This window comes from Streptomyces sp. NPDC048248 (assembly GCF_043201875.1).
GTDB lineage: Bacteria > Actinomycetota > Actinomycetes > Streptomycetales > Streptomycetaceae > Streptomyces.
In genome coordinates this window covers 51,635-75,684 of sequence record NZ_JBICZL010000023.1, presented here as the reverse complement: position 1 = coordinate 75,684, position 24,050 = coordinate 51,635, and the positions used below count along the sequence as shown (strand labels likewise).

Annotated in this window: 14 protein-coding genes and 1 riboswitch; of the genes, 5 read left to right on the top strand and 9 right to left on the bottom strand. The window is 68.6% G+C overall.

Translation table 11 applies throughout. The annotated features are described in order from the left end of the window. Positions 1-82: 82 nt before the first annotated feature. Positions 83-303: riboswitch (cobalamin riboswitch) on the bottom strand. Between the two features lie 121 nt (positions 304-424). The 4 genes from ACGFZW_RS34290 to ACGFZW_RS34275 all read left to right on the top strand — a co-directional run bounded on the left by ACGFZW_RS34290 (position 425) and on the right by ACGFZW_RS34275 (position 4,904). Beyond that, the gene (locus tag ACGFZW_RS34290; protein ID WP_393897221.1) at positions 425-610 is read left to right on the top strand and encodes a hypothetical protein; all 186 of its coding nucleotides are present in this window, start codon (positions 425-427) and stop codon (positions 608-610) included. Between the two features lie 348 nt (positions 611-958). Further along, on the top strand, positions 959-3,109 hold the full coding sequence (locus ACGFZW_RS34285; RefSeq protein WP_393897220.1) for an ATP-binding protein: 2,151 nt from the start codon (positions 959-961) through the stop codon (positions 3,107-3,109). A 174-nt stretch (positions 3,110-3,283) separates the two neighbouring features. Further along, positions 3,284-4,603 carry an SUKH-4 family immunity protein gene (locus ACGFZW_RS34280; protein WP_393897219.1) on the top strand — a complete coding sequence of 440 codons (1,320 nt, stop codon included), beginning with the start codon at positions 3,284-3,286 and terminating at the stop codon, positions 4,601-4,603. Between the two features lie 28 nt (positions 4,604-4,631). After that, positions 4,632-4,904 (top strand): DUF6406 domain-containing protein, encoded by a 273-nt coding sequence (locus ACGFZW_RS34275; protein WP_393897218.1) that lies wholly within the window; start codon positions 4,632-4,634, stop codon positions 4,902-4,904. A gap of 557 nt (positions 4,905-5,461) precedes the next feature. On the opposite strand, the gene ACGFZW_RS34270 is transcribed toward ACGFZW_RS34275, so the two are convergent. From ACGFZW_RS34270 to aceA, 8 genes are all read right to left on the bottom strand, one after another. After that, positions 5,462-7,654, bottom strand: coding sequence for an SUKH-4 family immunity protein (locus ACGFZW_RS34270; protein ID WP_393897217.1), 2,193 nt, complete (start codon positions 7,652-7,654; stop codon positions 5,462-5,464). A gap of 678 nt (positions 7,655-8,332) precedes the next feature. After that, positions 8,333-8,620: a hypothetical protein gene (locus ACGFZW_RS34265; protein ID WP_393897216.1), complete on the bottom strand. Its 288-nt coding sequence runs from the start codon at positions 8,618-8,620 to the stop codon at positions 8,333-8,335. Positions 8,621-8,632: 12 nt separating this feature from the next. Beyond that, on the bottom strand, positions 8,633-15,262 hold the full coding sequence (locus ACGFZW_RS34260) for a toxin glutamine deamidase domain-containing protein (protein ID WP_393897215.1): 6,630 nt from the start codon (positions 15,260-15,262) through the stop codon (positions 8,633-8,635). Positions 15,263-15,588: 326 nt separating this feature from the next. Beyond that, complete coding sequence (locus ACGFZW_RS34255) at positions 15,589-15,900, bottom strand: hypothetical protein (RefSeq protein WP_393897214.1); 312 nt, start codon at positions 15,898-15,900, stop codon at positions 15,589-15,591. A 223-nt stretch (positions 15,901-16,123) separates the two neighbouring features. Further along, entirely contained in the window at positions 16,124-16,594 is a 471-nt protein-coding gene (locus ACGFZW_RS34250; RefSeq protein ID WP_393897213.1) for a hypothetical protein, read from the bottom strand. 931 nt (positions 16,595-17,525) lie between these two features. Then, positions 17,526-18,395: a 3-hydroxybutyryl-CoA dehydrogenase gene (locus ACGFZW_RS34245; protein WP_393897212.1), complete on the bottom strand. Its 870-nt coding sequence runs from the start codon at positions 18,393-18,395 to the stop codon at positions 17,526-17,528. Next, entirely contained in the window at positions 18,392-19,984 is a 1,593-nt protein-coding gene (gene aceB, locus ACGFZW_RS34240) for a malate synthase A (protein ID WP_393897211.1), read from the bottom strand. The genes ACGFZW_RS34245 and aceB overlap by 4 nt, the downstream gene beginning before the upstream one ends. A 141-nt stretch (positions 19,985-20,125) precedes the next feature. After that, positions 20,126-21,409: an isocitrate lyase gene (gene aceA, locus ACGFZW_RS34235; protein ID WP_393897210.1), complete on the bottom strand. Its 1,284-nt coding sequence runs from the start codon at positions 21,407-21,409 to the stop codon at positions 20,126-20,128. A 421-nt stretch (positions 21,410-21,830) separates the two neighbouring features. Between aceA and ACGFZW_RS34230 the strand changes: the two genes are divergently transcribed. Beyond that, entirely contained in the window at positions 21,831-23,237 is a 1,407-nt protein-coding gene (locus tag ACGFZW_RS34230; protein WP_393897209.1) for a short-chain fatty acyl-CoA regulator family protein, read from the top strand. Between the two features lie 85 nt (positions 23,238-23,322). On the opposite strand, the gene ACGFZW_RS34225 is transcribed toward ACGFZW_RS34230, so the two are convergent. Further along, positions 23,323-23,952 carry an alpha-ketoglutarate-dependent dioxygenase AlkB gene (locus tag ACGFZW_RS34225; RefSeq protein ID WP_393897208.1) on the bottom strand — a complete coding sequence of 210 codons (630 nt, stop codon included), beginning with the start codon at positions 23,950-23,952 and terminating at the stop codon, positions 23,323-23,325. Between the last annotated feature and the right edge of the window lie 98 nt (positions 23,953-24,050).

The window sequence follows — 24,050 nt, the reverse complement described above, 5'->3', positions numbered from 1 at the left end:
CCACGCGGTGGTGCTCTCGCGTGTGCCGCTCGATATGTACGCCGACCCGCCCACGAGGTCACCGGGATGGCCGCACGCGATCGGTCACGTGCGGGCAACGGGCAGGTCTTCGGACTCGCGGGCCCGTCTCGTACATGTACGAGACACCTACTGGCCGTCGCTTCCCAGACCCGGCCGGGTCCAGTGCGTATGACGGCGTTCGTTCCCACTCACCGCTGCGGGGCAGTCCCGGATTCCCACCGGGTTCCCTCTTACGACGCTCCCGCCTGGCGGACGGGGCGAACCAGCTGCACCTGTCACCCTAGAGGGACAACCGGCAGGCGCGCAGCCCGCACCGCATGGTGGACGGTGATAAGAGACACGGGCCGCGGACCCATATCCGGGGACACACAGCACTGCGCGGGGTGCGGAGCAATGTCACCGGATGCCCCGCACTCCCGCAGAGGCGCACCCCGCCGGGCTGGAGGCCGACGCGATGAGCAAGATCATCGCTGCCTTCACCGAGGACGACGAAGGCAAAGCGGCCCACGACGCCATGGGCGGATGTCTCCGAGCGTCGCCACTGTGGAAGCGCTGCTGCTCCCGCTCGCCACGGTGGGGCTGCTCATGAAGGTCTTTGGGGAATCAGGTCAGGTCAGGGGCATTGTCAGTGCGGTGCGGCAGGATGTGGGGACGAAAGCTTCACGGGGTGATGAGGCACCCCGTGATCGCCCGCCCACATTCCAACCACGCCTGTCGAACACCACGTTGGCGTCACACCGGTGTACGCGTTCGCCCGGCCGGAATCGATCACCGAGCCGTTTCGCCGGCACCGCGCCACACAAGGGTGACAAGTGCACGCGACACCTGGGTAACAAGCAGCGGTCGGGTGCGCCTCACCCCGTGCGACGCCTCTAGGATGAACGGCGTACGTCAACACGACTTGACGGTGCCGGACGGACAGGACAACGGGGAGACAATGACCAGCCCGACCCAGGCCCCGGAACAGGCCAAGGCCCATGAGCCCCACCCCTACATCGGGGGGCGCAATGCGGCGCTGCGCGCGCTCACCGCGTGGCGGACGGAGCGGCCGGGCGCGCCTCGGGTCGTCATCTTGACCGGAAGCCCGGGCACCGGATGTTCGCGGCTGCTCACGGGGTTCCTGATGCTCTGCGACCCGGAGTATCGCAAGGGGGTCGAGCTGGACCCGCTCGATCCGGCGACCGTGCCTGCGGACTTGCCCGCACCCGCGGTGCCGAGCGTTGCGGGGCTGACGGCAGCGCAGACCCTGTGGCTGCTCGCCGACCACTACGAGTTGTCCGCGACCCGCACCGCCGACATCTTCCCCGAACTCGGTCAACTCCCGTTGTCCGGGCGGCCGGTGACGATCGTGGTGCCGGATGTGGATCGGGCCGGTCCGGTGCGGGGGACGGGTGAGCCCGCGCATGTGGTGCGGGACGTGCTGAAGCCCCTCGCCGCCGTCGATTCCATACGCCTTCTCGCCGACGTGCCCCGGGAGTTCGCCACCGAGCTCGCCGAGGGCCTGCCGCCAGGCGTGGCCCGGATCATCGACCTCGACGCACCGGAGTGGGGCGACCCCGAAGGGCTTGTGCTGCAGGCCGAGGCGCTGCTCAACCCCCAATTCGGCGCCCCGGAGCTGCCATTTACGGTCGATCCCGACGCTCGACGCGCGCTCGCCGAGCTGATCGCCCGGCACGCGGGAGACGGCGCGGGCAGCCGCCTGACCACGCATCTCGCCGTGCAGTCGATCCTGATGAACCCGGAGGGGTTCGACCCGGCGGATGCGAGTCAACTGCCACGGAGCGTCGGCGAAGTGCTCGATCTGCACGCCCAGCGACTCGACACCCACCCCCGCATCCTGCGACAGATCCTCGCGCCCCTCGCTCTTGCCGAGGGTGACGGCTTGCCCGTGCACCTGCTCGCCCCGCTCGCCTCCGCAGTCGCCGAACGGGACATCAGCGAGGACATGGCGCGGGGCATGCTGCTCGTCGCCCCCTTCATCCGCCCCATCGAGAGGGCCGGCGAAGGCATCCCCGAGGACGAGCGGACGCTCCTTGGTTTGCAGCACCCGGGTATCGGCGAGGCCGTTCGGGCAGGCATTCCGGATGTTCCGGGCGCTCAGGCGCGTGTCGCCATGGAACTGCTGGAGGCCGTACCCGATCAGGACTGGGCGAAGGCAGGGGCGTACGTCCGCGATCACATCGCCGGACACACCCTGGAGGCCGGTTTGCTCCCCCGGCTCCTCACCGACCCGGGCCTGTTCGCCCACGCCGAGCCGGTGCGGTTGCGCGCCGCGGTCGAGGCCGTACCCCCGGAGCAGTTGGACGCACCGGCGCGCACCTATCTGCGTACCGCTCCGCTGCTCACCCGCACCCAGGCACCCGCCATCCTTCGAGCGGCGCTCCTGGAGACCGCGTTCGTCGAAGACGGACTGCCGGAGTACGCGACGGCGTTGCGCCGCACGGTGCCCGAGCTTCCCTGGCACACCCTGTGGAGCGTACCGGTCGCCGGGGTCGACGCCGTGACCGTCGGCATGCTGCGCCCGTCCGAGGCCGCGTCGGACAGCGCAGCGGATGCTCCTGCGGAGCAGAAGTCTCCGGAGTCGGCCGCGCTCGCGGTCGCCGTATGCGCCGTGCCGCAAGGCACCCCGGGTTCAAGCCCGTTGAAGGCCGACGATCCCGAGGCGCCCGCCGTGCTGGTGCAGGACCTCGCCACCGGCTCCGTCATCGATGCCGACCCGACCCGGATCGTGCGCTCCTCGGACGACGAGCGCGCCACGAGGCCGCTCGGATTCAGCCGCGGCGCCGACTATGTACGCATCTGGCGACGCGGCGAGCAGAAGGGCGACGAGAAGATCGTCACCGCCCTGATCTCCGCCACGCCCTTCACGGGAACCGACCTCTCCCCGGACGGCCTCCTCCTCGTCGCCACGGAAAGAGGTGTGAAGGCGCTGCAGATCCGCCCAGCGCAGCCCCATCCCACGAACGCTCGGCGCTCCGTACCCAACCCCCGGGAAGCCGAGCCCGAGCCCGCACAGGCTCCCGAGCCCACACCGGAAGCCGCACAGGCTCCACAAGCCTCCGGGCCCGATGCCCACCCGGCCGCCTGACACCCACCCACCGCAGCCCGTTAGGCTCAAAGGCTCAAACGCCCCAAGCTTCTCGCGGGCGCCCGCATCGGACCGCCTGCACTCAGGCCCACTCGGACGAGGGCCGCGGAGCTCGCCCGGCACCGACCTCGGCCGCACCGGCACCGTCCGCCCGAAGACCCGAAGGGAGATCCCGTGATCAGCCAGGAGCAGGCGCTCGCGACCGCCGAGGGGTGGCTCAACCCCGAAGGACAGGAGCGCCGTGAGGTGCGGATGCAGGAGTTCGATCTGGGCTGGGTGGTGTGGGCCGCGGCCCCGCGGATCGAGCGCGACCCGGTCACGGGCAAGCGCCGGCCGCCGGCCACCATCGGCCACTCCTGCGGTGTGGTCGACCGCCGCACCGGCGAGCTGAGCACCTGGCCGTCCGTGCCGGTCGATGAGGTCGTGCGGATGTATCAGCAGAAGCAGGGCGGCGGTCAGGAGGCCACGCCGCCCGCGCAGCCGCCGGTCACCGGCCCCGGCAACACCACGGTCATCACCTACGTCGACCCGCGCACCGGCGAGGAGACGAGCCTCTTCAAGAACTCCGCCCCCGGTCTGCCGCACTCCGAGTTCCAGGCCATGGCGGAGATCCAGAGCCTCGGAATCCCCGCGCAGAACGTCGTCGCGATCCACACCGACCTCAGCTCCAGCCTGCTCCCCGGGGGATACCCGGGCCGGCTGATCAGCCGTGTCCACCCCAACGCCCGGTTCTCCTGCACACAGGAGTACGGCCTGCGGGGCGAGGAGCGCGCCGAGGCGATCGCCGGGCTGCTGCAGCACGTCGAGATGATGCACCAGATCGCGGGACAGCAGCCGCCGCCACGGCCTCACCGCGCGCCGGTGCCGACCGAGGTCGAGCCGGCCGAGCCGCTCCGCGATGTTGCCCTGGGCCGCAAGCTGACGGAGGCCTTCGGCGCTGACGGCGTACGTCGCTACGACGCCGACGACGTGGCGGGCACCCCGCTCCCCGAGCCCACGAAGGCCACGCTGACATGGGCCGGGCTTCCGACCGACATCCCGTTCTTCTTCACGGCCGACAACCCGGAGGCGGAGTTTCCGGCCGGCTTGTTCGGCAATGCTGCCGCGCATCTGCGTGAGGTCGGCTCCCAGGCGAGCGCCGACTCCCTCGCGTTCCTGGAGGGGCACGTCAGGATCGGCACCGACGGGGTCGCTCTGATCACCGTCCAGTGCACGGGGTCCGAGCTGGAGGGTGAGCCGGTCGGCCAGCTCTGGGCCGTCACTCCGGAAAGCGGCGCGGGCCGCCGCGTCAACACCTCGGTGTCCGCGTTCGCCCGCTCCCTCGCGCTCCTGCACACCACGCGCGAGGAGATGATCGCGCTCGACCCGATCATGGCAGGCAGCGCCGTCGCCAACTTCCAGGAACAGCTCGTCGCCATCGAGGCGACGGCCCTGGACGACCCGGGGAACTGGTGGTCGGTGATCGTCGAGCAGATGTGGCACGGGTTGTTCTGATCGTCCCCCATCGGCGTGGAGGAGGCGAGTGGATAGTTCCGACACGGTGGCTCTCTGGCACGGGATTCAGCGACGTCCCGAGAACGCCTGCTTCTCGGTGAACGACATCTACAGGGAGTCCGATGCCTCGGTCAGGGTCCGGCTCGTGACCGTCGCCACCGAAGAGCGGACCCACACCCTCCGTGTTGGGGAGACCTTCACGGTGGGCGCCGAGACATGGCAGCTCACCGACCTGACGGGTTGGCCGAGCGAGGACGACTGGCTGGTGATGCTGCGCCGCCTCGCGACGTCCCCAAACTGAGGGGATGTACGCGAAGGCGGTGCGGGGTACGCGGACGAGGGCGACCGCGACAGTCAGGACGGGGGAGGCAGTACCGGACGAGGGTCGTCGCTACGAAGAGGACGGCTACACCACCGAGTTGAACGACGACCTCCAGGTCGTCCAGCGCAATCCACGCGCCAAGAAGCTTCAGAAGATACCCGACCGGCTCGCGGACACCGAAGGCGTACGCCGGCTGTACCGGCTGCGGCGGGCGCTCACGCGACATCGGCAGGGACGCGCGCGAGCAGCCGAGAAGCCTGGGCTACCGCGGGCACACGCGTGCCCATGGCCCTCGCCGAGTCCGAAGCCGCGTGGCGCGAGGTGCTCCCGACGCCGGGGTCGAGCCGGTGGCAGACCCGCCAGCATCGGATGCCGAGGAGGCAGCACCGCTGCGCAGCTCGCGGGCGAAGCGCGGCAACTCATCGTCCCAATAGGATGACTCGTCTTCACGAACAGGGGCACGCAGAGCCCGCGCGACGGGGTGAACATCGCGCCGAGTGCAAGCTCTGCCAGTTCGGGATGCTTGTGGGCGTTCTCTACGTGTTGTGGAGGACGTACGACCAGGCGGGCTGGTCGCCGCCCGTCTCGTCGACTTCGGCCAGCGCTCCCAGGACCCAATAGCTGATCTGCTCTCGCTCGGAACTGGCCGGGGGCGCACTGTCCCGCGAACGCCACCCGGTGACGAACAGCGCGACCATGGTGAGGAAGGCTTCGAGGCTGTGCGCGACCGGAAGGCCGGCGAGGTGATCCTGGCCCGGCTCCGTGGGAACGCGAAGGACGTGTCCGGTGGGCCCGTCGATGACGAGCTTGCCGCCCATCCACTTGCCGATCTGGAAGAAGGGCCCGCTTTCGGGGACGGGGTCGATTCCCTCGGGCCAGGAGGGCAGTTCGTCGAGAATTCCTATCTCCCAGTTGCCGAACGGAAAGAGCCCCATGGCCCCTTCGTTCATGTAGGGCAGACCGAAATCAAGGAGAAGTTCGCGCGTCGCCGCATGGGTGAGCCGATCTGGAAAGTCCTCGACCTCGATGGGATAGAGCAGGTCCTCACCGAACAGTGTGATGAGGTCCTCATGACTCGGTGCCGGCGCGTCGATCGGACGGCACGGGCCCGCGTCGGTGTAGTCGCCGCTCAGAGGTCGCAGCCGGGCACCGAAGTCGGCGATGTCCACGCCGTCCGCGGGCTTGATGGCGATCAGTCCCAAGTCGCCCGCGAAGACGACGACGTCACCCACGGCAAGCGGTGCGCAGGGCAGCACGAAAGCGCGGTTGTCTCGTCGGGGGGACGACGCGGCGAACAACTCTCGGACACGAGCAGGCGCGGCGGAGCCGTTCCCGGATGACGCGGTCCAGGTGAGATCCGCACGATGCTCCTGCGGAATCTCGTCGTACTCCCAGGGGCCTGCGACGTGGTCTCCCGTCTCCACATCCCAGATCGAGACGTACAGCTGCTGTTCCCCATTCACCGTCCGCTGCTGCAAGCCGGCGATGGTGGGTCGCCCCTGCCACCGCACCTCCGTCAGGGCGGCGAACTTCCCGGGCTGCAGAAAGCGTGCGTGATAGCCGCCCGGCGGGCGCCAATGGGCCCACTTGGCCTGCCAGGGCAGTGCCACCCCGGAGGAGGCGATCACTGACGCGACCTCGAGGTCGTCGCGTGAAAGAGCCATCAAGTGCAGCCACGAAGCCCACTCCGTCTGATGCCGCGGTGTGACACCCCAGCCCCACAGATGAATGGCGTCGGAGGCGGCCGTGTTTCCGGGGATGCGGAAGGTGATGCTGCGCGCCGCGTCCATGAGTGCCGTTTGCGGCAGATTGGCGATGACGCGTCCGTCCCGAAGGACCTCGCCGTACGTTCCCGCCTGTACGGCGTGCATGGCGAGCCCAGTGGCCGCGTACAGGCCGACGGCACCACGCCTGGCCCATCCCTCGGGGTGGCGCATATCCGGTGCCGAGCGCATCAGCCAAGTAACCAAATGCCCATGGACACGCAGGAGGTCGGCGGATTCGGTCTCCCGGCGCAAGGTCTCGGCCAGGCCCTCGTCGACAAAGGAAACCCCGAGCGGACCGAGCCGAAGAATTCCCGGCTCTTCCCTCGCGAATTCGGTGAGTTCGTCTTCGGACGCGGCCTCACCGGTCAGCGCGGTGACAAGCTGGGCCCAAACGGGGAGAGGCACGAGGCGGGGCTCGGCAAGGGCCAAGGCCCGCAGGGCGGCCGAGTCCGGCGCCACCGTCGGCTCGGTGGCGGGCGCGGAAACCCGGAACACCGTCTTGGGATCGGCCCTCGTGGGCAGCAACCGAGGAACCACATGGATCATTACGGCCAACTTGCCACGCGCCAAATGCCGAAGAGTCCGGGTCACCAACCGCTCGGGCTCGTGCGACCGCCGCGTCGGCCCGGCACGGTGGGCATTGACGACCAGTAGCAACCGCTCCTCGGGCCACGCGCCGAGCGCGAAACGCCAGTCCTCCCGCTTGTCCTCGGACAGATCGACTCCGAGCGCCGTGAGGGCCTGCTGCATGGTCTGATCTGCGGTGAGGCCGGTGGCGTCGACGACAACACTGCCGGGCACGTGCGCGTGCGTGTCCCGCACAACGGCCGAGGCGTCGTGGTCGTCCGCAAGGGCAAGAAAAGCCACTTGGTCGCCGCGCCCACCCTCACGCCACCATGCGCCGACGCAAGCGGCGACCTCTTCCTCGGGGATTCCGGGGGTGTCGGTGGTTGGCTCGGGCACGATGCCCCTCCCTGGCTTGTGTCGACTCGTTGCAGCTGGAGACGGCCTCACGGACGCGAGCACCGCGCGCCTCCCGCGACAGTAAGGGTGTCACGCGGTCACCCGCACCGCTGTCTGACCCCAACTACCCGCCGGGGATTGGGATCGAGGAGCGGTCGATGCCCGCAGGCAGTGCAAAGCCCTCGATTCCCTGGTCGGTGTCGACGCACGACGCCGGCAGGTCGTTCACCGGAGTATTCGTCGTCCCCGCGAACGTGGTAGGCGACGTCGCCAGGAGGCGAGTTGTGCGCGTTCACGGATGCCCGGCGGTGTTCAACCACAATTCCGGATCGAGTCCCGCACGTTCGTGTACTGCTTTTCTTTCGGATAATTATCTTCTGGATTCCTGCACTGCCAAGGTTGGTGTGCGTCAACTGGCGTCGCTCAATTCTGGTCCATCTACACGAGGTAGGGCTCACGAAGAACTGGGCGGACCAACCCGCTGGATCACTCGGTCGATGAAAGTTGCTGGGTCAATCTCCGAGATCTCCACGTGGAGCGTGCGCCCGCGCGTGATCGAGCGTCTCGGTCCAGTCATCACGGTTGATGGCTGGAGGCGGCTGAGTATCCCTCCGGTCGACAGGTCTCCGGTCATGGAGTCCCTGTCGAGGTCGTCGGAGACAGGGTCTTTCAGGCAGGCTATTCGGGCGGCATGGGCTGCTCTTTGCGATTCTCGAACAGGTAGCGAAATATCTCCTGCAGATAGGAATACAGCGCTTCCTCGCTGTCGAACTCGATGTCAGTTATTGTTTCGTAGTCGGACGTGGAGAGTTGGCGGTCTCGGAGTACGGTTTCCAGTCCTTCGCGTACGCGCTCAACGTATTCCGGCTTGAATGCGTGCAGAGTTGGGCGGAGGGTTCCGCTGGTGTCGTACGCCTGTTCATAGTCGAGGTAGACCTTGATGAATTTCTCGAGTTCCCTGTTCACGAAGGGTCCTTACTATGGATGACGGCCGGGGGCGGGGTTCGCGTACATGGTAACCAACTTCCAATCGCCATCGACGAACCGATACACGGGCTTGATGGTCCCCCCTTCGAAATCGACAGGAAGGAACTCGCTGAGGTTGGATGGGTCTCGATAGAACCCACTGAACCGCTCATGACCCTCGGTGCCGAAGATGTCAGCGATAGGCACCTCGGCGTCCGGGGGTTCGCCGTCGTTGATGACCCGGGCACGTAGGTACTGGTCCGCTCTCACCATATCCTCGGAGGCGTCGAAACGTGTTGCGTACGGACCGACCCTGTGCGCATTCCCCGACACGTAATCTGTGGTGGTTCCAGTCATGGGGTCGATGTTGTTCTCCGACTTTACAAGGCCCTGATTTACGGAGTTCGCACCGTACATGACAGCATTTCCCTGTGCGTCGAGTTTCGCGGTGCCTAGTCGGTCTTGCAGTGCCTGGTCACTGGGATACAGATGGCGTCCCGGAGCGTGTCCCTCGCCTCCCTGTACTTCATCAAGGCTCTTGATGTGGGCTTCGACGAATTCCGGGTCCAAGGGGGTATCGATTTCCTGATCGGAGGTTACATCTCCGGAATCTTCGCCTTCCTTTGATCCGACAGAACCTGAGCCTTCAGGCATGGAAGCCGTGCTGTCCTGGTCCGAGGCGGTGTTGCTCTCCGCGCCCTCGGAGGAGGAGTTGGCGCCATCGCCGGGCACGGCGTTCGTACTCGGCGGTGGGCCTGCTGACGGTGGTGTCGCACTCGTGCCTGCCGGGTCGGCCGGGGGCCTTCGGTCTGTGCCTGCCGGGTCCGACGGGGGTGTGCGGTTGGGGTCTGTTGGGCTGGTCGGGCCCGCCTGGGGTGCTTGGGTGGGCTGTGTGTTCTGGTCGGGGCCTTGAGGCGGAGGCGGGGTCTGCCTCTGGGGGGCCAGGGTTTGAGCCAACTCGTCGACGAAATTCAGGTGATCGCGAATCTCCGCGTCCTGGATCTGCTGGCTCGGCGTGCGGTAATCGCGGAGTGCGGTCCTGACTTCGGACGCCGTCAGGCCCTCACCGCGCAGCCTGCCCGGCTCCTCCGCCTTCAGCCTCCTGAGGTCCGGGTCCGCTCGATAGGTCGTGCCGTAGTAGACGGGAACACGGTCCATCGCCCGGCAATCGTTGATCGCCTTACTGCAGTTGGCGTGGCCGGTGGGATGATGGGAAACGGAATTGTCGGAATTCGTGGTTGTGGTGGTGGGCAGACCACAAGGCTCACGTTCGGTGAAGAGGCCCTTGATCTGGACCTTGGACTGCGACTGAGCTGCCCGATTCTTGTTGAGCTGGTCGATCCACTTGAGAATGTGGGACTCGGAGTGCGCTGAGTTGGCGCCGTCCACACCAGGGGGAACCGACGAATCGACGATGTAGTGACTTTCCTTGGTGTCCGGGTCGACAACTTCCACAACCGCGTAGTTCTTGCCGGAGAGGTCGGGCGAATTAACCTCCGTCCCCTCAACCAGCCGCTTGAGGTCCTCGACATCCCGAAGGTGCGTCCCGTCCGGGTGCGATGTGAGTTCACGTCGCCAGGCAGCCGCTGATTCGTGGAACTTTCCGTCGCCGTACGCGTCGTTGTTCGCGGCCGGTGCAGGGTTCGCGCCGACGGCATTGTTGGCGTGGAAGGACTGGCTGATGCGAGCCATGGTGGCGATCGCGGCGTACCGGTGACCGTCGTTCATCTGGGACCACGCGGGATCAAGATGATGCCGGAGATCACTGTCGGTGAAGTTCGTCGACGGCATCGGAATGTTCCGGTGCGCCTCCATCGCGACCTCGTGGGCGTCCTTGGCCGGCTGGAGAGCCTGCTCGGCATTGGCGTGCCGCTGGTCCGCCGCGGCCCGCTTGGCCTGAGCGGCCTGCTTCTGGTCCTCGGTCTTGGCATTCCGCTCCGCGGTCGCAGCCCTGGTCCGCGCTGCCTTGGCGTCGGCTGCTTCCTTCAGAGCCCTGTCGTAGTCCTGCCGGGCGGCACGGACCTGCTGTGCCGACTCCGCGTGCGCCCGGCGGCGGTCGATGGATTCCCGCAGTACGTCGGACAAGGGCGATCGGGGCGGCACGCCCGTGGGTTGGGCCCACTGTCGCATCTGCTCCTGAACCGGGTCCAGACCGATGCGATGGACGTCGCGTGAGAGTCGCAGGTCGTGCTGCGCCTGGTCCGGAGGGAGGTTCCCGTGCTTCTGGTTCGCAGCTTCCGGGGCCGGAAGGCTCTGGTTACGTTGTGTGCGAGTGGCTTCCGCGCTCGGATCGTTGGACTGAGAGGGTGAACCGGCCGGGCGCTCGGGCGCAGGTGTGGTCTGGCTCTGGGTTTGCGTGGTGGGTCGATTGGTGGCCTCGACGGGGCGGCGGTTGGCGTCCAGTGGGATCGCGAAGACGCCGTTGTCGCCGTTGTGGAGCGGGGTGGTGCTGCGCCGGCCCGTCTGCGGGTCGGCGTAGACGATCTGGCCGTTGTGGTTGACCACGTTCCAGGCGTGGGCGCGACCGTCGGCGTTCTGGGTGATGATCACGGCTTGCGAGCCGTGGCCCTCGTTGAGGAGGGTGGTCTCCAAGTTGTTGTACGCGTCACGGCCGTCGCCGAAATCGTCGAACTCGGCGCCCAGGGTGTTCTCGATACGGTCGCGGCCGCCCGGCTCGGGGCTGTCGGCGGGGGTGCCGTCCTCGTTCGGGCTGCGGCGGGCGGCGACTGTGGGATTGCCCGCGTACGAATCGGCGAACGCCAGGGCCCCGTCGGGGCAGTTGACGTCCCGGCCGGAGTCGCCGGGGTTCTGGCCGCGCAGATCGTCGACCCAGGTGCCCTCGCGCGGGTCAGGGGCCCGCTGGAACGATCCGTCCTCGCTGCGCGGGAACCTCTCCTGCTGTGCGCGGTTGTCGGCGTCAGTGGGGTCGTCGTAGCCATCGGGCGGACCGGAGGGGCGCGTTGCCGCGGACGGGACCGGTTCCCTCGACTCCGTTTGCTGGTCGCTGTCTTGAGGGTTCTGGGCTTCGTCGGTTTCCGGCGAGTCCTGCGAAGCCTGGGAGTCGTGGGAGTCGTGGGAGTTCTGCGAATCCTGGGCGGATCGGGATTCCTGGCTGTCCTGCGTGTCCTGGTCGGCTCCTGGCTGGGGGCCGGCCTGGTCCGTCGCGTCCGGGTCCTGGGTCGTTTGCGAGTCCCGGTCCGTGGTGGAATCCGTGTCCGGACTGGGCCCGGATACCCGGTCCGGGGTCGTCGACGGCGGTGTTGCGTGGTTGCCGCCCTCGCCCGCGTTCCGCTCGGCTGTGGTGCCGTCATTGTCGTTGCCGGAGGGAGCCTCGTCCGTGGACGGTTCAGTGGACGGCGAAGTGCTGGGAAGCCCGGCCGACTGGGTGTCGGGAGTTGACTGGTCCGTCGACGAGTCGGGGCCCGGGCTGTTGTTGGTGTCCGGAGTGTTCTGGGTGGATGGTTGAGGCGTCGACGGGGTCAGGAAGTACGGAGTGATCGGATTCCGGTTGGCGTCCAGCGGGGTGTAGAAGACCTCTTGGGCGCCCAAGTGGATCGGATTTTCGCTGACGACGCCCGTTTGCGCGTCGACGAACAGGACCTGGCCGTTGTGGTTGACCGCCGCGAAGGCGTGGCCGCCACCGCCGGGCCAGTTGACCCCGATCACGGCTGCCGAGCCGTGCCCGGCCTGCGACAGCTCGTGGGCTATTCGTGCGTACGGGTTGGGATGGTCGTTGCCCGCGTACGTGCTGGGAGCGCCGGCCCAGCGCGCCTGGTTGTCGACCGAATCGCGCTCCGCGGAGAAGGTGTTCAGGCTGCCGTCCGCATTTTGGTCCAAAGTGCGCGGGGCGGACACCGTCGGGCGACCGAACCATGTCTCGAGGAACGAGCGGGTGCAGTCGGCGCAGTTGTTGGACCGGCCGGGTACCCCCGGGCCGCCGTCGTTCTGCAGACCGGCCCAGTTTCCTTGCCGTGGGTCCGCGTACACCTGCGGGGTGCCGTCGGGGTTCCTCGGGTGGGCGTTCTCGAGGTCCTGCTGATGGGCGGGGTCGGGTGTGGTCAGGCCTTCGTGCGGGATGTTCAGGTCGTTACGGATGTCCGAAAGGTTGTCCGCTTCGGGAGGAGGCGCAGGCGCTGTGGATTGCCCGGGCGCGCTGTCGTCAGCGGGGGGCTGCGGTTGGTTCTGGTTGGGTGTCTGGTCGGGGTTGGTGGCGTCCGGCTGCTGATGGTCCGGCTGCTGGTGGTTCGGGGCCGGCATCCCCTGGTCGTTCGGCGTGATGGGGGGCTCGGCTGGTGACTGCTGACTCGCGCGAGGGTTGTCCGTCGGACGGTTCGTCGGCTGCTCGCCGCGGGACGGTGTGGTCGGGCGCCCAGGCGTCTCGGTGCGCGGTGTGTCAGTGCGCGGCTGCGTGGTCGAGCGGCTCGGTGTCTCACTGCGCGGCGTCCCGGTGCGCGGCGGCGAGGTGGGACGGTTCTGCTGGGTGTCCCGCGACGGCGTCGTGGGCCCGGCGCCCGGCTGTTGCGTACGCGGCGTCGTGGCGCTGGGCGTGGTGGCCCGGGGTGTCGTCGTGGGGTTGCCTGCCGCCGGTGCCTGCGTCGGGATGTAGCCGGCTGCCGGCGGTGGCATGGCACCCGGGGTCGACGTTGAGGGTGTCGCGGACGACGGGGCCGCCTGCTGCGGGATGCCCGCCTCACCGGGCTGCGTACCGGGGGACGGGGGAGCCGCCGTGGCGACGTTGCCCATGAGGTCGAGGTTCTCCTCGTCCGGATTTTGTGGGGTCGGCGTTGACGGGGTTGACGCGTGGCCCTGACCAGGGCTGGGGTTAGCGTTAGGCGTATTGCCGGGCATGGCGCCGCTCGGCATGGAGCCGCGGCCGCTGCCCTGGTTCTGGCTGTCGTTGTTGTTGCCGTCGTGGGAGTCGCCCGGCGCGGTGCCTTGGGCCGGCGCCGGCATGGTGGTTGCCGAGTCGCGGTCGACCTGGTGCACGCCGGGTTCGGGGCGGGAGTTGTCGGGAGCCGGGGCCGGTGCGGCGTCGGGGCGGTCCGTCTCCGGCGGCGGGGAAGGCGTGGGCGCGGGCTCGGTGTTGCGCGGGTCCGGGATCGACGCGCCCTGCTCCGGGGGGTGGACGTCGATGCCTTCCGGGCGGCTCGGGCGAGCGCCGTCCGGAGTGGTGTCCGGTGCCGGGGAGCCATCGACGACCGGCGTGGTGCCCGCGCCCTCGACGGGCGAGGAGTTGGAGGGCATGGACGGCTCGTTGCCCGGTGCCGTGCTCGGCGGGGCGTCCGGTGTGCTGTCCGGACGGGCGGAGTCGGGGGTGGTGTCGGGGGCCGGTCCGCCCTCGACGTCCGGCCTCGCCGTGTTGGAGGGCGCGGACGAGTCCGGAGATGAATCGGGGGTGGACGAGTCGTCGCCCTGAGGTCGACCGATGCTCTCGTTGTAGGCCTGGGTACCCACGTCGAAGGGACTGGGCGAGTCGGAGCCACGGCTTGGTGAGGGCGAGGACGACGAGGGGTTCGACGAGTCCGGGCCGCCGGCGCTGTCCGTGCTGCTGTTGGACGGCGTACTCGAGGAGGAGGGCGAACTCGAAGCCGACGGGCCATCGGAAGAAGGGGACGGGCTCGACGACGAGGGCGGGTTCGACGCCGAGCTGTCCGAACCGCTCGACGGAGACGAGGACGACGGGCCGCCGATATCCGGTGCCCTGCGCCCGGAGTCGCCGCTGCTCGAACTCGGCGAGCTACTGGAACTCGGGGAATGACTAGGTGAACTGCTGTCGTTCGAGGACGAGTTGGAAGAGCTCGACGAGTCCGACGACTGGGAGGAGTTGGGCGAGCTGTTGGACGAACTGCTGTCGTTGGACGATGAGGTGTTGCTCGACGACGAATCGTTGGCGTTCGGCGAGCTGTCGTTGCCGGAGTCCGTCGAGCCGTCGCCGCCGTCGCTTCCGCTGTTGGTCAGTCCGTCGCGGGCGCCATGCCCCGCGCGGGAGCCGGCGCCGTCGCGCAGCGACTCGCCGAAGGTGGAACCGGAATTCTTGAGGGCATCCTTGCCCTCCTCGTAACCCTTCTTGGCGGTGCGGCCCAGGTCGTAGCCCGACTGCTTGCCGAAGTTCTGCTCGACGGTCTGGGCGACCAGGTCGGAGACCATGGCTTCGAGGGCGGAGACAAAGGGTTCCTTGGCGGTCTCCAGCACCGCCTGCAGGATCTGTTGGGCTATCTCCTTGAGGAGTTTGCGCAGGATCATCCGCGTTGCGGCGGCCGCGCCCATCGCGCCGAGTTCGGACAGACCCAGGGTGAAGGGAGCGGCGGCCTGGGCCGCGGCGATCTCGATCGCCAGGATGACCAACTGGGCGATCACCGCCACTTTCAGCCCGATGATGAGCATCGCCGCGGCGTCCATGCAGATGGCGATCAGCTCGGCGCCCTGGCGGGCGTCGTCGAAGTAGCCGGAGCCGCCGGAGAACTTCTCCCAGGTCTTGTTGAAGCCCTCGATGGAGTCGCCGGCGCTCTCGGCGAGGACGTTGCCGGCCGCGCTCGCGCCACGGGCCTGGAGGGCGTCCACATCAGCGGCGAACTGACGCCAGGCGTTGGCGCACTCCATCATCTTGTCTTCGTTGCCCGTGGGCCACTCGAAGCCACACATCTCGAGAACCCACTCAAGTGCGTTCGGCAGCATCAAAGCCACGACGAAGACCCCCGTTATCGCCCATGTAGTTCGTGTTGTCCCGGCCCTGTGGGCCGACCTCCCCCCGTCCGCCTCACCGTCGGCGGAAGGGCCCTGCTTCTCTGCTGCTGCCGGAGGCGCCCCATTCGGAGCCCCGCGTGTGCTCAACCGGCTTGCGTCGGCGCAGAGCCATGCCCATGCCAGAGACTACCCAACGTCGCACCTTCTGGTCCCTCAACTCCCTCGTGCCACAGCGGTGTAGCAGGCATCCGGCCCAAAGCCGTCCAGCCCTTCAGGCGGTAGCGCTAGCCATTGGACCGGCGCAGGCTGCGGTACAGCTCGATCGCGGAGTCCGGCGGAAAGTTGGGGACAAAGGTGACGGCTCCGTCGCTTTTGGAGATCACCATGTGACTGCCACCCAACGGCGCCTGAGTGCCGGGCGGCGGTGGGGGCATGACCGCGTGGACGAGGAAGCCGATGTCGAACTCCGCGACGTACAACGGCGCCGGGTTCCCTTCCGAATCCAGTACTTCGAATCGCGCGCGAGCGGCAGTCAATGCCTCTTCGGCAGTGGCGGGGACGGGCTGTACCGGTTGCGGCGCGTCGGGATGCGACACGAACTCTCTCCTATGAGTGAAGGGATGACTGTGGGTAAGGCGTGGTGATGTTGTCGAACTCGGGTGTGCAGCCGTGCAGTTGGTCGTCAAAACATCAAGCCTGGACTGAGTCGACGCCGAAACCGATAAGGCGCAAACACTCGCTCCTGGCTCAGCGACCGTGCTGCTGAGGCGGCACTGCGACCCCGCCGTACGGTCCCACACGCCCCATCGTCCGGCCGTGTCACATGCTCGTGGACCTCAGAATCCGCACCTCGCCGCCGAATTGGTTCTCCGGCTTCTGCTCCTTGATCAGAGCTTTGTTGAAGTCCTCGTTCTCCTCGTGGTTCTTCGCCATCCGCTCCAACGCCTTGCCGATTTCGTTGAGCTTGGTGGCAAGGTGCTCCATCGAGTCCGTCATGCCGTCGCGCAGGCCTTCGTAGACCACGCCGAACTTCTCGCCGAGCTCATCATCACCCCACGGCGGGGTGCCTGCCTTGTCGCTGAAGGTGGTCAGGCCCTTCCAGGCGTCCTGGGCGACACTCGAGAACGTCGTCTCCTTCGGCGCTTCGCCTCCGCCGCCTCCACCGTCACCTTGCGCGGCCAGGCTGTTCTTCAGCTTGCTGGTCGCCTGGTAGAAATCCCTGCCGATGTCGGAGAAGTTCCTCCCCTCGACCTTCAGCATCTCCGGATTGCTCTTGAACCCGTCGCCCATGACTGCGCCCCCGTTCACCAACCGACCTCATCGAGCTGCCGGTTCACGTCCGTCTCACGTCTGAGACAGCGTACCCAGAGGCACTGACAAGCCCTCAACCCCTGGGTGTCACAGCGCTGTCCCGGGCGCGTCCGGCCGATGCACCTTCCGAGACAGAACGATCGCCGTGTTCGGGGAGGCCGATGTCGCGCTCGCGCACCCGCAAGGGCGTCTGGGGGCCCGTAGGCACGGTGGTACCGCTATTTCGATGGTCCCCGACAGAATGCCCTGGCCATCTCTTGGAGCGTCCGTTGACAATTGGTGTTGGTGGCCGGAGTGCGCGCGCCTTGTGGAGGCCGTGAGCCTCTCTGGAGCCTGCGCGAGGGCCAGCGCGGCCCTGGAGGGGCGGCGCCAGCTGGCCGTGGACGACCCGCTGGAGCTCGCCCGCGGCGTCGAGTCTTTGGGTAGTGAGGGTGCCAAGATCCGTGGCTCGCCCGGCGCGAAGGCGCGGGCCTATACGGCGGCGCAGGACCTCGGAGGCCGACGGGGCTGCGCAGGTGACCACCGAGCGGATGTCGCATCTCGTGGTGGGGCTCTTCGCCGCATCTCTGCTGCTGAACGGCTATCCAGCCCTCGCTCTCGTGATGGCCGCGAGCTGACCGCTTTTGGCTGATTGAGGACGTGCATGAGGGCCTGGCGGGCACCGCGAGAGCCGCCCGACCGCAGCGCTGCCGTCGACGCTGATCCAGCCGAACTCGACTTGGAACAGCGCTACTTGGCGGTGCCCCGCACTCTCTCGTACGTGTAGAACCCGAGACCCGCTCCTCCGCCCCAGCCGGCTCGCGTCCCCCATGAATGCGAGCAGCGGGGGTGCGGAGCAGCCTCGCCGGATGCCCCGTACCCCCGCAGCACAGCAGTCGTGGCCCCTCAGCCCCGACCTGACCCGGGTCCCTCAACCCCGGTCGTATGTGTGGAACCCGCGGCCCGTCTTGCGGCCGAGCAGCCCCGCCTCGACCATCCGCAGAAGCAGGGGAGGCGGCGCGTGGAGGGGTTCCTTGAACTCTTCGTACAGCGATGCGGCGATGGAGGCGACGGTGTCGAGGCCGATCAGGTCGGCGAGCTTGAGCGGTCCCATCGGGTGCGCGCAGCCCAGCTCCATCCCGGCGTCCACGTCGGCCGCGGAGGCGAAGCCGGATTCGGACATCCGGATCGCCGACAGGAGGTAGGGGATGAGCAGGGCGTTGACCACGAAGCCGGCCCGATCCTGGGAGCGGACCACGGTCTTGCCCAGCACCGTGGCGACGAACTCCTCGGCGGTCGCGGCGACAGTCGGTGAGGTGTGCAGGGACGTGACGACCTCCACGAGGGGCAGCACCGGCACCGGATTGAAGAAGTGCAGCCCGAGGACGTGGTCGGCGCGCCGGGTGGCCATGCCCAGGCGCATGACCGGAATGGCGGAGGTGTTGGTGGCGAGGATCGCCTGCGGATCTTCGACGATCTTGTCGAGGGCGGTGAACACCTCGGTCTTGGCCTCGGCGTTCTCGACGACCGCCTCGACGACGAGCTGGCGGTCGGCGAGGTCGTCGAGGCTGCCGGTGAAGACCATCCGTGTCAGCGCGTCCTCCGCCGAGAGCCGGTCCAACTTTCCCCGCTGCACCGCGCGCTCCAGGGAGACGGCCACCCGCTCGCGGGCGGCACGGGCGGCTACCGCGTCCGCCTCGCAGACGACGGTGTCCAGCCCGGCGCGGGCACACACCTCGGCGATGCCGGCGCCCATCTGGCCGCCACCCACCACACCGACCCTGCGGATGTGCCCGCTCATGAGCGTGCCTCCGGCTGCCGGACGAGGTGCCGGGAGTAGGCATCCGGGGTGAAGAAGGGCGGCAATTCCTTTGCCATCGCCGTCCGTTCGAAGAGACCCCGGACCTCCTCGACCCGGGCCCAGGGGAACTCGGCCCCCAGGGCGGCGGTCTCCTCGTCGAGCACTCGCAGGACCGTCTCCCGGTCGATGACGCGATGCCGCAGCCATTGCCAGATCTGCACACGGGCGATCTCGGCGGTGGCCGCGTCCTCCATCAGGCCGTACAGCGCGACGGCGCCGCTGCCGCGCAACCAGGCGTCGAAGTAGCGCAGTGCGACCGCGATATTGGTCCGCACGCCCTCCCGGGTCGGTGGAGCGCTGATACGGCGCACGGACAGCAGGTTCGCCGCGGTCACCTCGACATCGTCGCGGGTGCGCTCGATCTGGTGCGGCCGTTCGCCCAGTACGTCGTCGAACGCCGCGCGGCAGACGGGGACGAGGCCGGGATGGGCGACCCAGGAACCGTCGAAGCCGTCCTCCGCCTCGCGTTCCTTGTCCAGCCGGACCTTGGCCAGTGCGGCCTCGTTGGCCTCCGCGTCCTTGGCAGGCACCTGCGCGGCCATGCCCCCGATCGCATGGGCGCCCCGTTTGTGACAGGTGCGCACCAGCAACTCGGTGTACGCCCGCATGAAGGGAGCGGTCATCGTGACCTTCGCCCGGTCGGGCAGCAGGAAGTCGGTGCGGTGCCCGAATGTCTTGATCAAGCTGAACAGGTAGTCCCACCGGCCCGCGTTGAGCCCGGAGCTGTGCTCGCGCAGCGCGTGGAGGATCTCCTCCATCTCGAAGGCAGCAGTGATCGTCTCGATGAGGACGGTGGCGCGCACGGTGCCGCGGGGGATACCCAGGAACTCCTGGGCGAAGACGAAGACGTCGTTCCACAGCCGCGCCTCGTAGTGGTTCTCCAGCTTCGGCAGGTAGAAGTACGGGCCCTTCCCGGCATCTATCTGCCGCTGCGCGCAGTGGAAGAAGTACAGCCCGAAATCGACGAGCGCGGCGGGCACCGGCCGGCCGTCCACCTCCAGGTGCTCTTCGAGGAGATGCCAGCCACGGGGACGGACAACGATCGTGGCGACCTGGTCGCCGAGGCGGTAGGTCTTGCCCTCGGGTGTGGTGAAGTCGATGCGGCGCTCGATCGCGTCGAGCAGGGTGAGCTGGCCTTCGACGAGGTTGTCCCAGGTGGGGGAGGTGGCGTCCTCGAAGTCCGCCATCCAGACCTCGGCTCCCGAGTTGAGGGCGTTGACGGCCATGCGGGGTTCGGGAGGGCCGGTGATCTCCACCCGCCGGTCACTCAGGCCGGGCGCCGGTGGTGCGACGCGCCAGGAGGGATCGGCGCGGACCGCGGCCGTGGCGATGGAGAAATCCAGGCCGTGCCCGGAGGCGAGGCGTGATGCCCGTCGCGACCGCTCCTTCAGGAGCCCGGTGCGACGCTCTCCGAAGGCGGCGGCGAGGTGGCCGACGAAGTCCAGAGCCTCCGGCGTGAGGACTTCCTCATGGCGGTGCCCTGCTTCCGCGAGGACCTGGACGCGGTGCGTCAGTGCGCTGGTGGACATGCGGGTCTCCTGACGAGGGGAGGAGCGGGGCCGGACGGAGACGGTCGTCCGGCCCCGCTTGATCATGAGCCGACGGGATACGCGGGCGCGGAGGCGCGGCCGGGGCCTGTCCGCAAAGCCCCGCCCGGCCACGGACACGGCCTAGTGGAACTGCTCTTCCTCGGTGGAGCCGGCCAGCGCGGTGGTGGAGGAGGCCGGGTTGAGGGCGGTGGAGACCTGGTCGAAGTAGCCGGTGCCCACCTCGCGCTGGTGCTTGACGGCGGTGAACCCTTGCGCCTGGGCGGCGAACTCCTTCTCCTGCAGGTCGACGTAGGCCGTCATACCGGACTCGGCGTAGCCGCGCGCGAGGTCGAACATCCCGTGGTTGAGGGAGTGGAAGCCGGCCAGGGTGATGAACTGGAACCGGTAGCCCATCGCCCCCAGTTCGCGCTGGAACTTGGCGATCTGGTCGTCGTCGAGCGCAGCCTTCCAGTTGAAGGACGGCGAGCAGTTGTAGGCCAGCATCTGGTCGGGGTGCTCGGCGTGGATCGCCTCGGCGAACTCGCGGGCCTGGGCCAGATCCGGCGTACCGGTCTCCACCCAGATCAGGTCGGCGTACGGGGCGTAGGCAAGACCGCGGGCGATGACCGGGGCCATGCCGTTCTGCACCCGGTAGAAGCCCTCCGCGGTGCGCTCTCCGGTGACGAACTCGGCGTCGCGCTCGTCGATGTCGCTGGTCAGCAGGTTCGCCGCGAGGGCGTCGGTGCGGGCGACGATGAGCGTGGGCACGTCGGCGATGTCCGCGGCGAGGCGGGCCGCGTTGAGGGTGCGGATGTGCTGCCCGGTCGGGACGAGGACCTTGCCGCCGAGGTGGCCGCACTTCTTCTCCGAGGCGAGCTGGTCCTCGTAGTGGATGCCGGCGGCACCGGCCGCGATCATCGCCTTGGTCAGCTCGAAGGCGTTGAGCGGGCCGCCGAAGCCGGCCTCGGCGTCGGCGACGATCGGCGCGAGCCAGTCGATGGTGTCGCTGCCGCCCTCTGCGGTGGCGATCTGGTCGGCCCGCAGCAGCGCGTTGTTGATCCGGCGCACGACCTGGGGGACGGAGTTGGCCGGGTAGAGGCTCTGGTCGGGGTAGGTGTGACCGGCCTGGTTGGCGTCGGCGGCGACCTGCCAGCCGGACAGGTAGATGGCCTGCAGACCGGCCTTCACCTGCTGCACCGCCTGGCCGCCGGTCAGCGCGCCCAGCGCGTGGATGTAATCGCGCTCGTGCAGCTGCCGCCACAGCCGCTCGGCGCCGCGCCGGGCCAGCGTGTGCTCCTCACGGACACTGCCCGACAGCCGGACCACATCCTCCGCGCTGTAGGCGCGCTCGATCCCCTTCCAACGCGGATCGGAGGCCCACCGCTGCTCGAGCTGCTCGGCCGCTGTCGTCTTCGCCTCTGCCATGACCTTCACCGTCTCCATGAGTCGCGTGGTCTGCCAATGCCTCCCTCAGCCGTGCACCGGATCCGAGGGAGAGTGGCACTGTGTGTCGTTTCTGGGTGCGGCCCGCCGGCCCCTTCGAGGACGTCGCTGAGCAATGCTGCCTGGCTGCCGGACAGAAGCTGCCGGGATCTCCGACGTCAGGGCATGAATCGCGCCCGGATTTCTGCCTCGGCTACCAGGATTCGGCGGGCCGCACTGGAACTCTGACACTGGCACCGAGTGCCATCAATCGTGGACGCATGCCAAGTTCTGCGAATCTTCTCCCATCGATTTGCCAAGGTTGCGAAGGGCCGCGGGGGACGAGATCCGCGTACGCTGAAGGCCACGTCGACGGCTGCTCGCACAGCCCGCGAGACAGCTGGCCCGACCGGAGAGGAACGCGGTGAGCAAGACATACGCGGGAGCGCGGCTGCGGCGCCTGCGCGAGGAACGGCGGATGAGTCAGGCGGAACTGGCCCGGGTCCTGGGCATCTCGCCCAGCTACCTCAACCAGATGGAGCACGACTCCCGTCCGCTCACCGTCCCCGTGCTGCTCAGGCTCACCGAAGCCTTCGGCGTCGACCCCGGCTTCTTCTCGGAGCGCGACACCAGCCGACTCGTCGCCGACCTGCGCGAGGCGCTGGCGGGTGAGGTTGCCGAGGCCCGGGTCTCACCGTCCGACCTGGCGGAACTCGCCTCCCGGATGCCGGCGGTCGCGAAGGTGCTGCTGGATCTGGGCCGGCGCGGTCAGCTCCTCGCCGAGCGGATCGCCGGGGCCGCCGACGACCGGGACGGCGCGCCCGTCGCTCCCCGCTCACCGCACGAGGAGATCCGGGAGTTCTTCTACCGCCGCCAGAACTACCTGCACGACGCCGATCTCGCCGCCGAGGAACTGGCTCACCGCATCGGCATCCGGCCGGGCGATGTCGTCCGGGTGCTTTCCGACAGGCTCACCGAGACGCACGGGGTCCGCGTGACGATGGAGGCCACAGAGCGCCTGCACCACTACGACGAGACCTCCCGCACCCTGCACCTCTCCAGCCGGCTCCGGCCGGGCCAGCAGGCGTTCCACATGGCCACCCAACTCGCCCTGTTCGAATACGGCGACGACCTGGACCGGCTGGCGGAGGAGGACTTCCCGACCGGTTCGGCAACGCACGCACTGACGCGCATCGGCATCGCGAACTACTACGCGGCCGCGCTGATCCTTCCGTACCGCGCCTTCCACACGGCCGCCGAGAACGTGCGGTACGACATCGAGCGCCTCACCGACCACTTCGGACTCGGCTACGAAACCGTCTGCCATCGCCTGAGCACCCTCCAGCGCCCCCGCCTGCGCGGAGTGCCGTTCTCCTTCGTCCGCGTCGACCGGGCCGGCAACATGTCCAAGCGCCAGTCCGCCAGCGGATTTCACTTCTCCCGCGCCGGTGGCACCTGCCCGCTGTGGAACGTCTACGAGGCATTCGCCGCGCCCGGCCGCATCCACGTCCAGATCGCCTCGATGCCCGACGGGCAGCGCTACTTGTGGACCGCCCGCGCGATCACCCGGCACCGCGGCGGCTGGGGCGAGCCCGGCAAGACATTCGCCATCGGCCTCGGCTGCGAAATCCGCCACGCCTCCCGCCTGGTCTACTCCGACGGTCTCGACCTCGACAACGCCTCCGCCGCGACCCCGATCGGCATGGGCTGCCGCATCTGCGAACGCCTCGACTGCCCGCAGCGCGCGGTCCCGCCTCTCGGCCGCCCGCTGGCGATCGACGAGAACAGCAGCACGTTCGTTCCGTATCCGGTGGCCGACCGCACGCGGTGACCCCCGCACTCGTGTCACCGGTGCCGGCGGGTCGTTCAGCTCTGCGGTGCGGTGCGGTGCGGCGCCCGCGCAGCGGAGCGAACGGTCACTGCACTCCGTGCGGCCGGAACTGGATGCTGATTCGTCCGCCGGAGGCCCGGGCCGATTTGGGGATGGCGTGTTCCCAGGTGCGCTGGCAGGAGCCGCCCATCACGATCAGGTCGCCGTGTCCGAGCGGGCGGCGGACGGTTGGGCCACCGCGGCGCGGGCGGAGCAGCAGGTCGCGTGGTGCCCCGACGGAGAGGATGGCGACCATGGTGTCCTCGCGGGCACCCCGGCCGATGCGGTCGCCGTGCCAGGCGACGCTGTCGCGCCCGTCGCGGTAGTGGCACAGTCCGGCCGTGGTGAACGGCTCGCCGAGCTCGGCGGCGTAGTGCGCGGAGAGGGCTTGCCGCGCTTCGTCGAGAACGGCGTGCGGCAGCGGTTCGCCGGCGCGGTAGAACGCGAGCAGCCGTGGCACGTCCACGACCCTCTCGTACATCTGTCGACGCTCGGCCTTCCACGGGACGTCCGCGGCCAGCCGCTCGAACAGCACGTCGGCACCGCTGAGCCAGCCCGGCAGGAGGTCGATCCAGGCTCCGTCGCCGAGAACCGTCCTGCTGATCCCGTCCAGCGGGCCCAGGCGCACGTCGTCGCTCTGATCGAAGAGCGATCCCTGGAGCTGGTGCGTTGCCATGCGGCAAGTGTAGACCCCGATTCGAACGTGTGCACTAATCGTGCCCGTGGTGACCCTCGCGTACGGTGCGACCGATCGTCGGCCGGTGCGTCCCGTGG

What these genes read in the sequence shown, in the direction of transcription:
- ACGFZW_RS34290 (WP_393897221.1), top strand. Translation starts at nt 425, where the DNA reads ATGCCCCGCACTCCCGCAGAGGCGCACCCCGCCGGGCTGGAGGCCGAC.
- ACGFZW_RS34285 (WP_393897220.1), top strand. Translation starts at nt 959, where the DNA reads ATGACCAGCCCGACCCAGGCCCCGGAACAGGCCAAGGCCCATGAGCCC.
- ACGFZW_RS34260 (WP_393897215.1), bottom strand. Translation starts at nt 15,262, where the DNA reads ATGTGTGGCTTCGAGTGGCCCACGGGCAACGAAGACAAGATGATGGAG.
- ACGFZW_RS34250 (WP_393897213.1), bottom strand. Translation starts at nt 16,594, where the DNA reads ATGGGCGACGGGTTCAAGAGCAATCCGGAGATGCTGAAGGTCGAGGGG.
- ACGFZW_RS34245 (WP_393897212.1), bottom strand. Translation starts at nt 18,395, where the DNA reads ATGAGCGGGCACATCCGCAGGGTCGGTGTGGTGGGTGGCGGCCAGATG.
- aceB (WP_393897211.1), bottom strand. Translation starts at nt 19,984, where the DNA reads ATGTCCACCAGCGCACTGACGCACCGCGTCCAGGTCCTCGCGGAAGCA.
- aceA (WP_393897210.1), bottom strand. Translation starts at nt 21,409, where the DNA reads ATGGCAGAGGCGAAGACGACAGCGGCCGAGCAGCTCGAGCAGCGGTGG.
- ACGFZW_RS34225 (WP_393897208.1), bottom strand. Translation starts at nt 23,952, where the DNA reads ATGGCAACGCACCAGCTCCAGGGATCGCTCTTCGATCAGAGCGACGAC.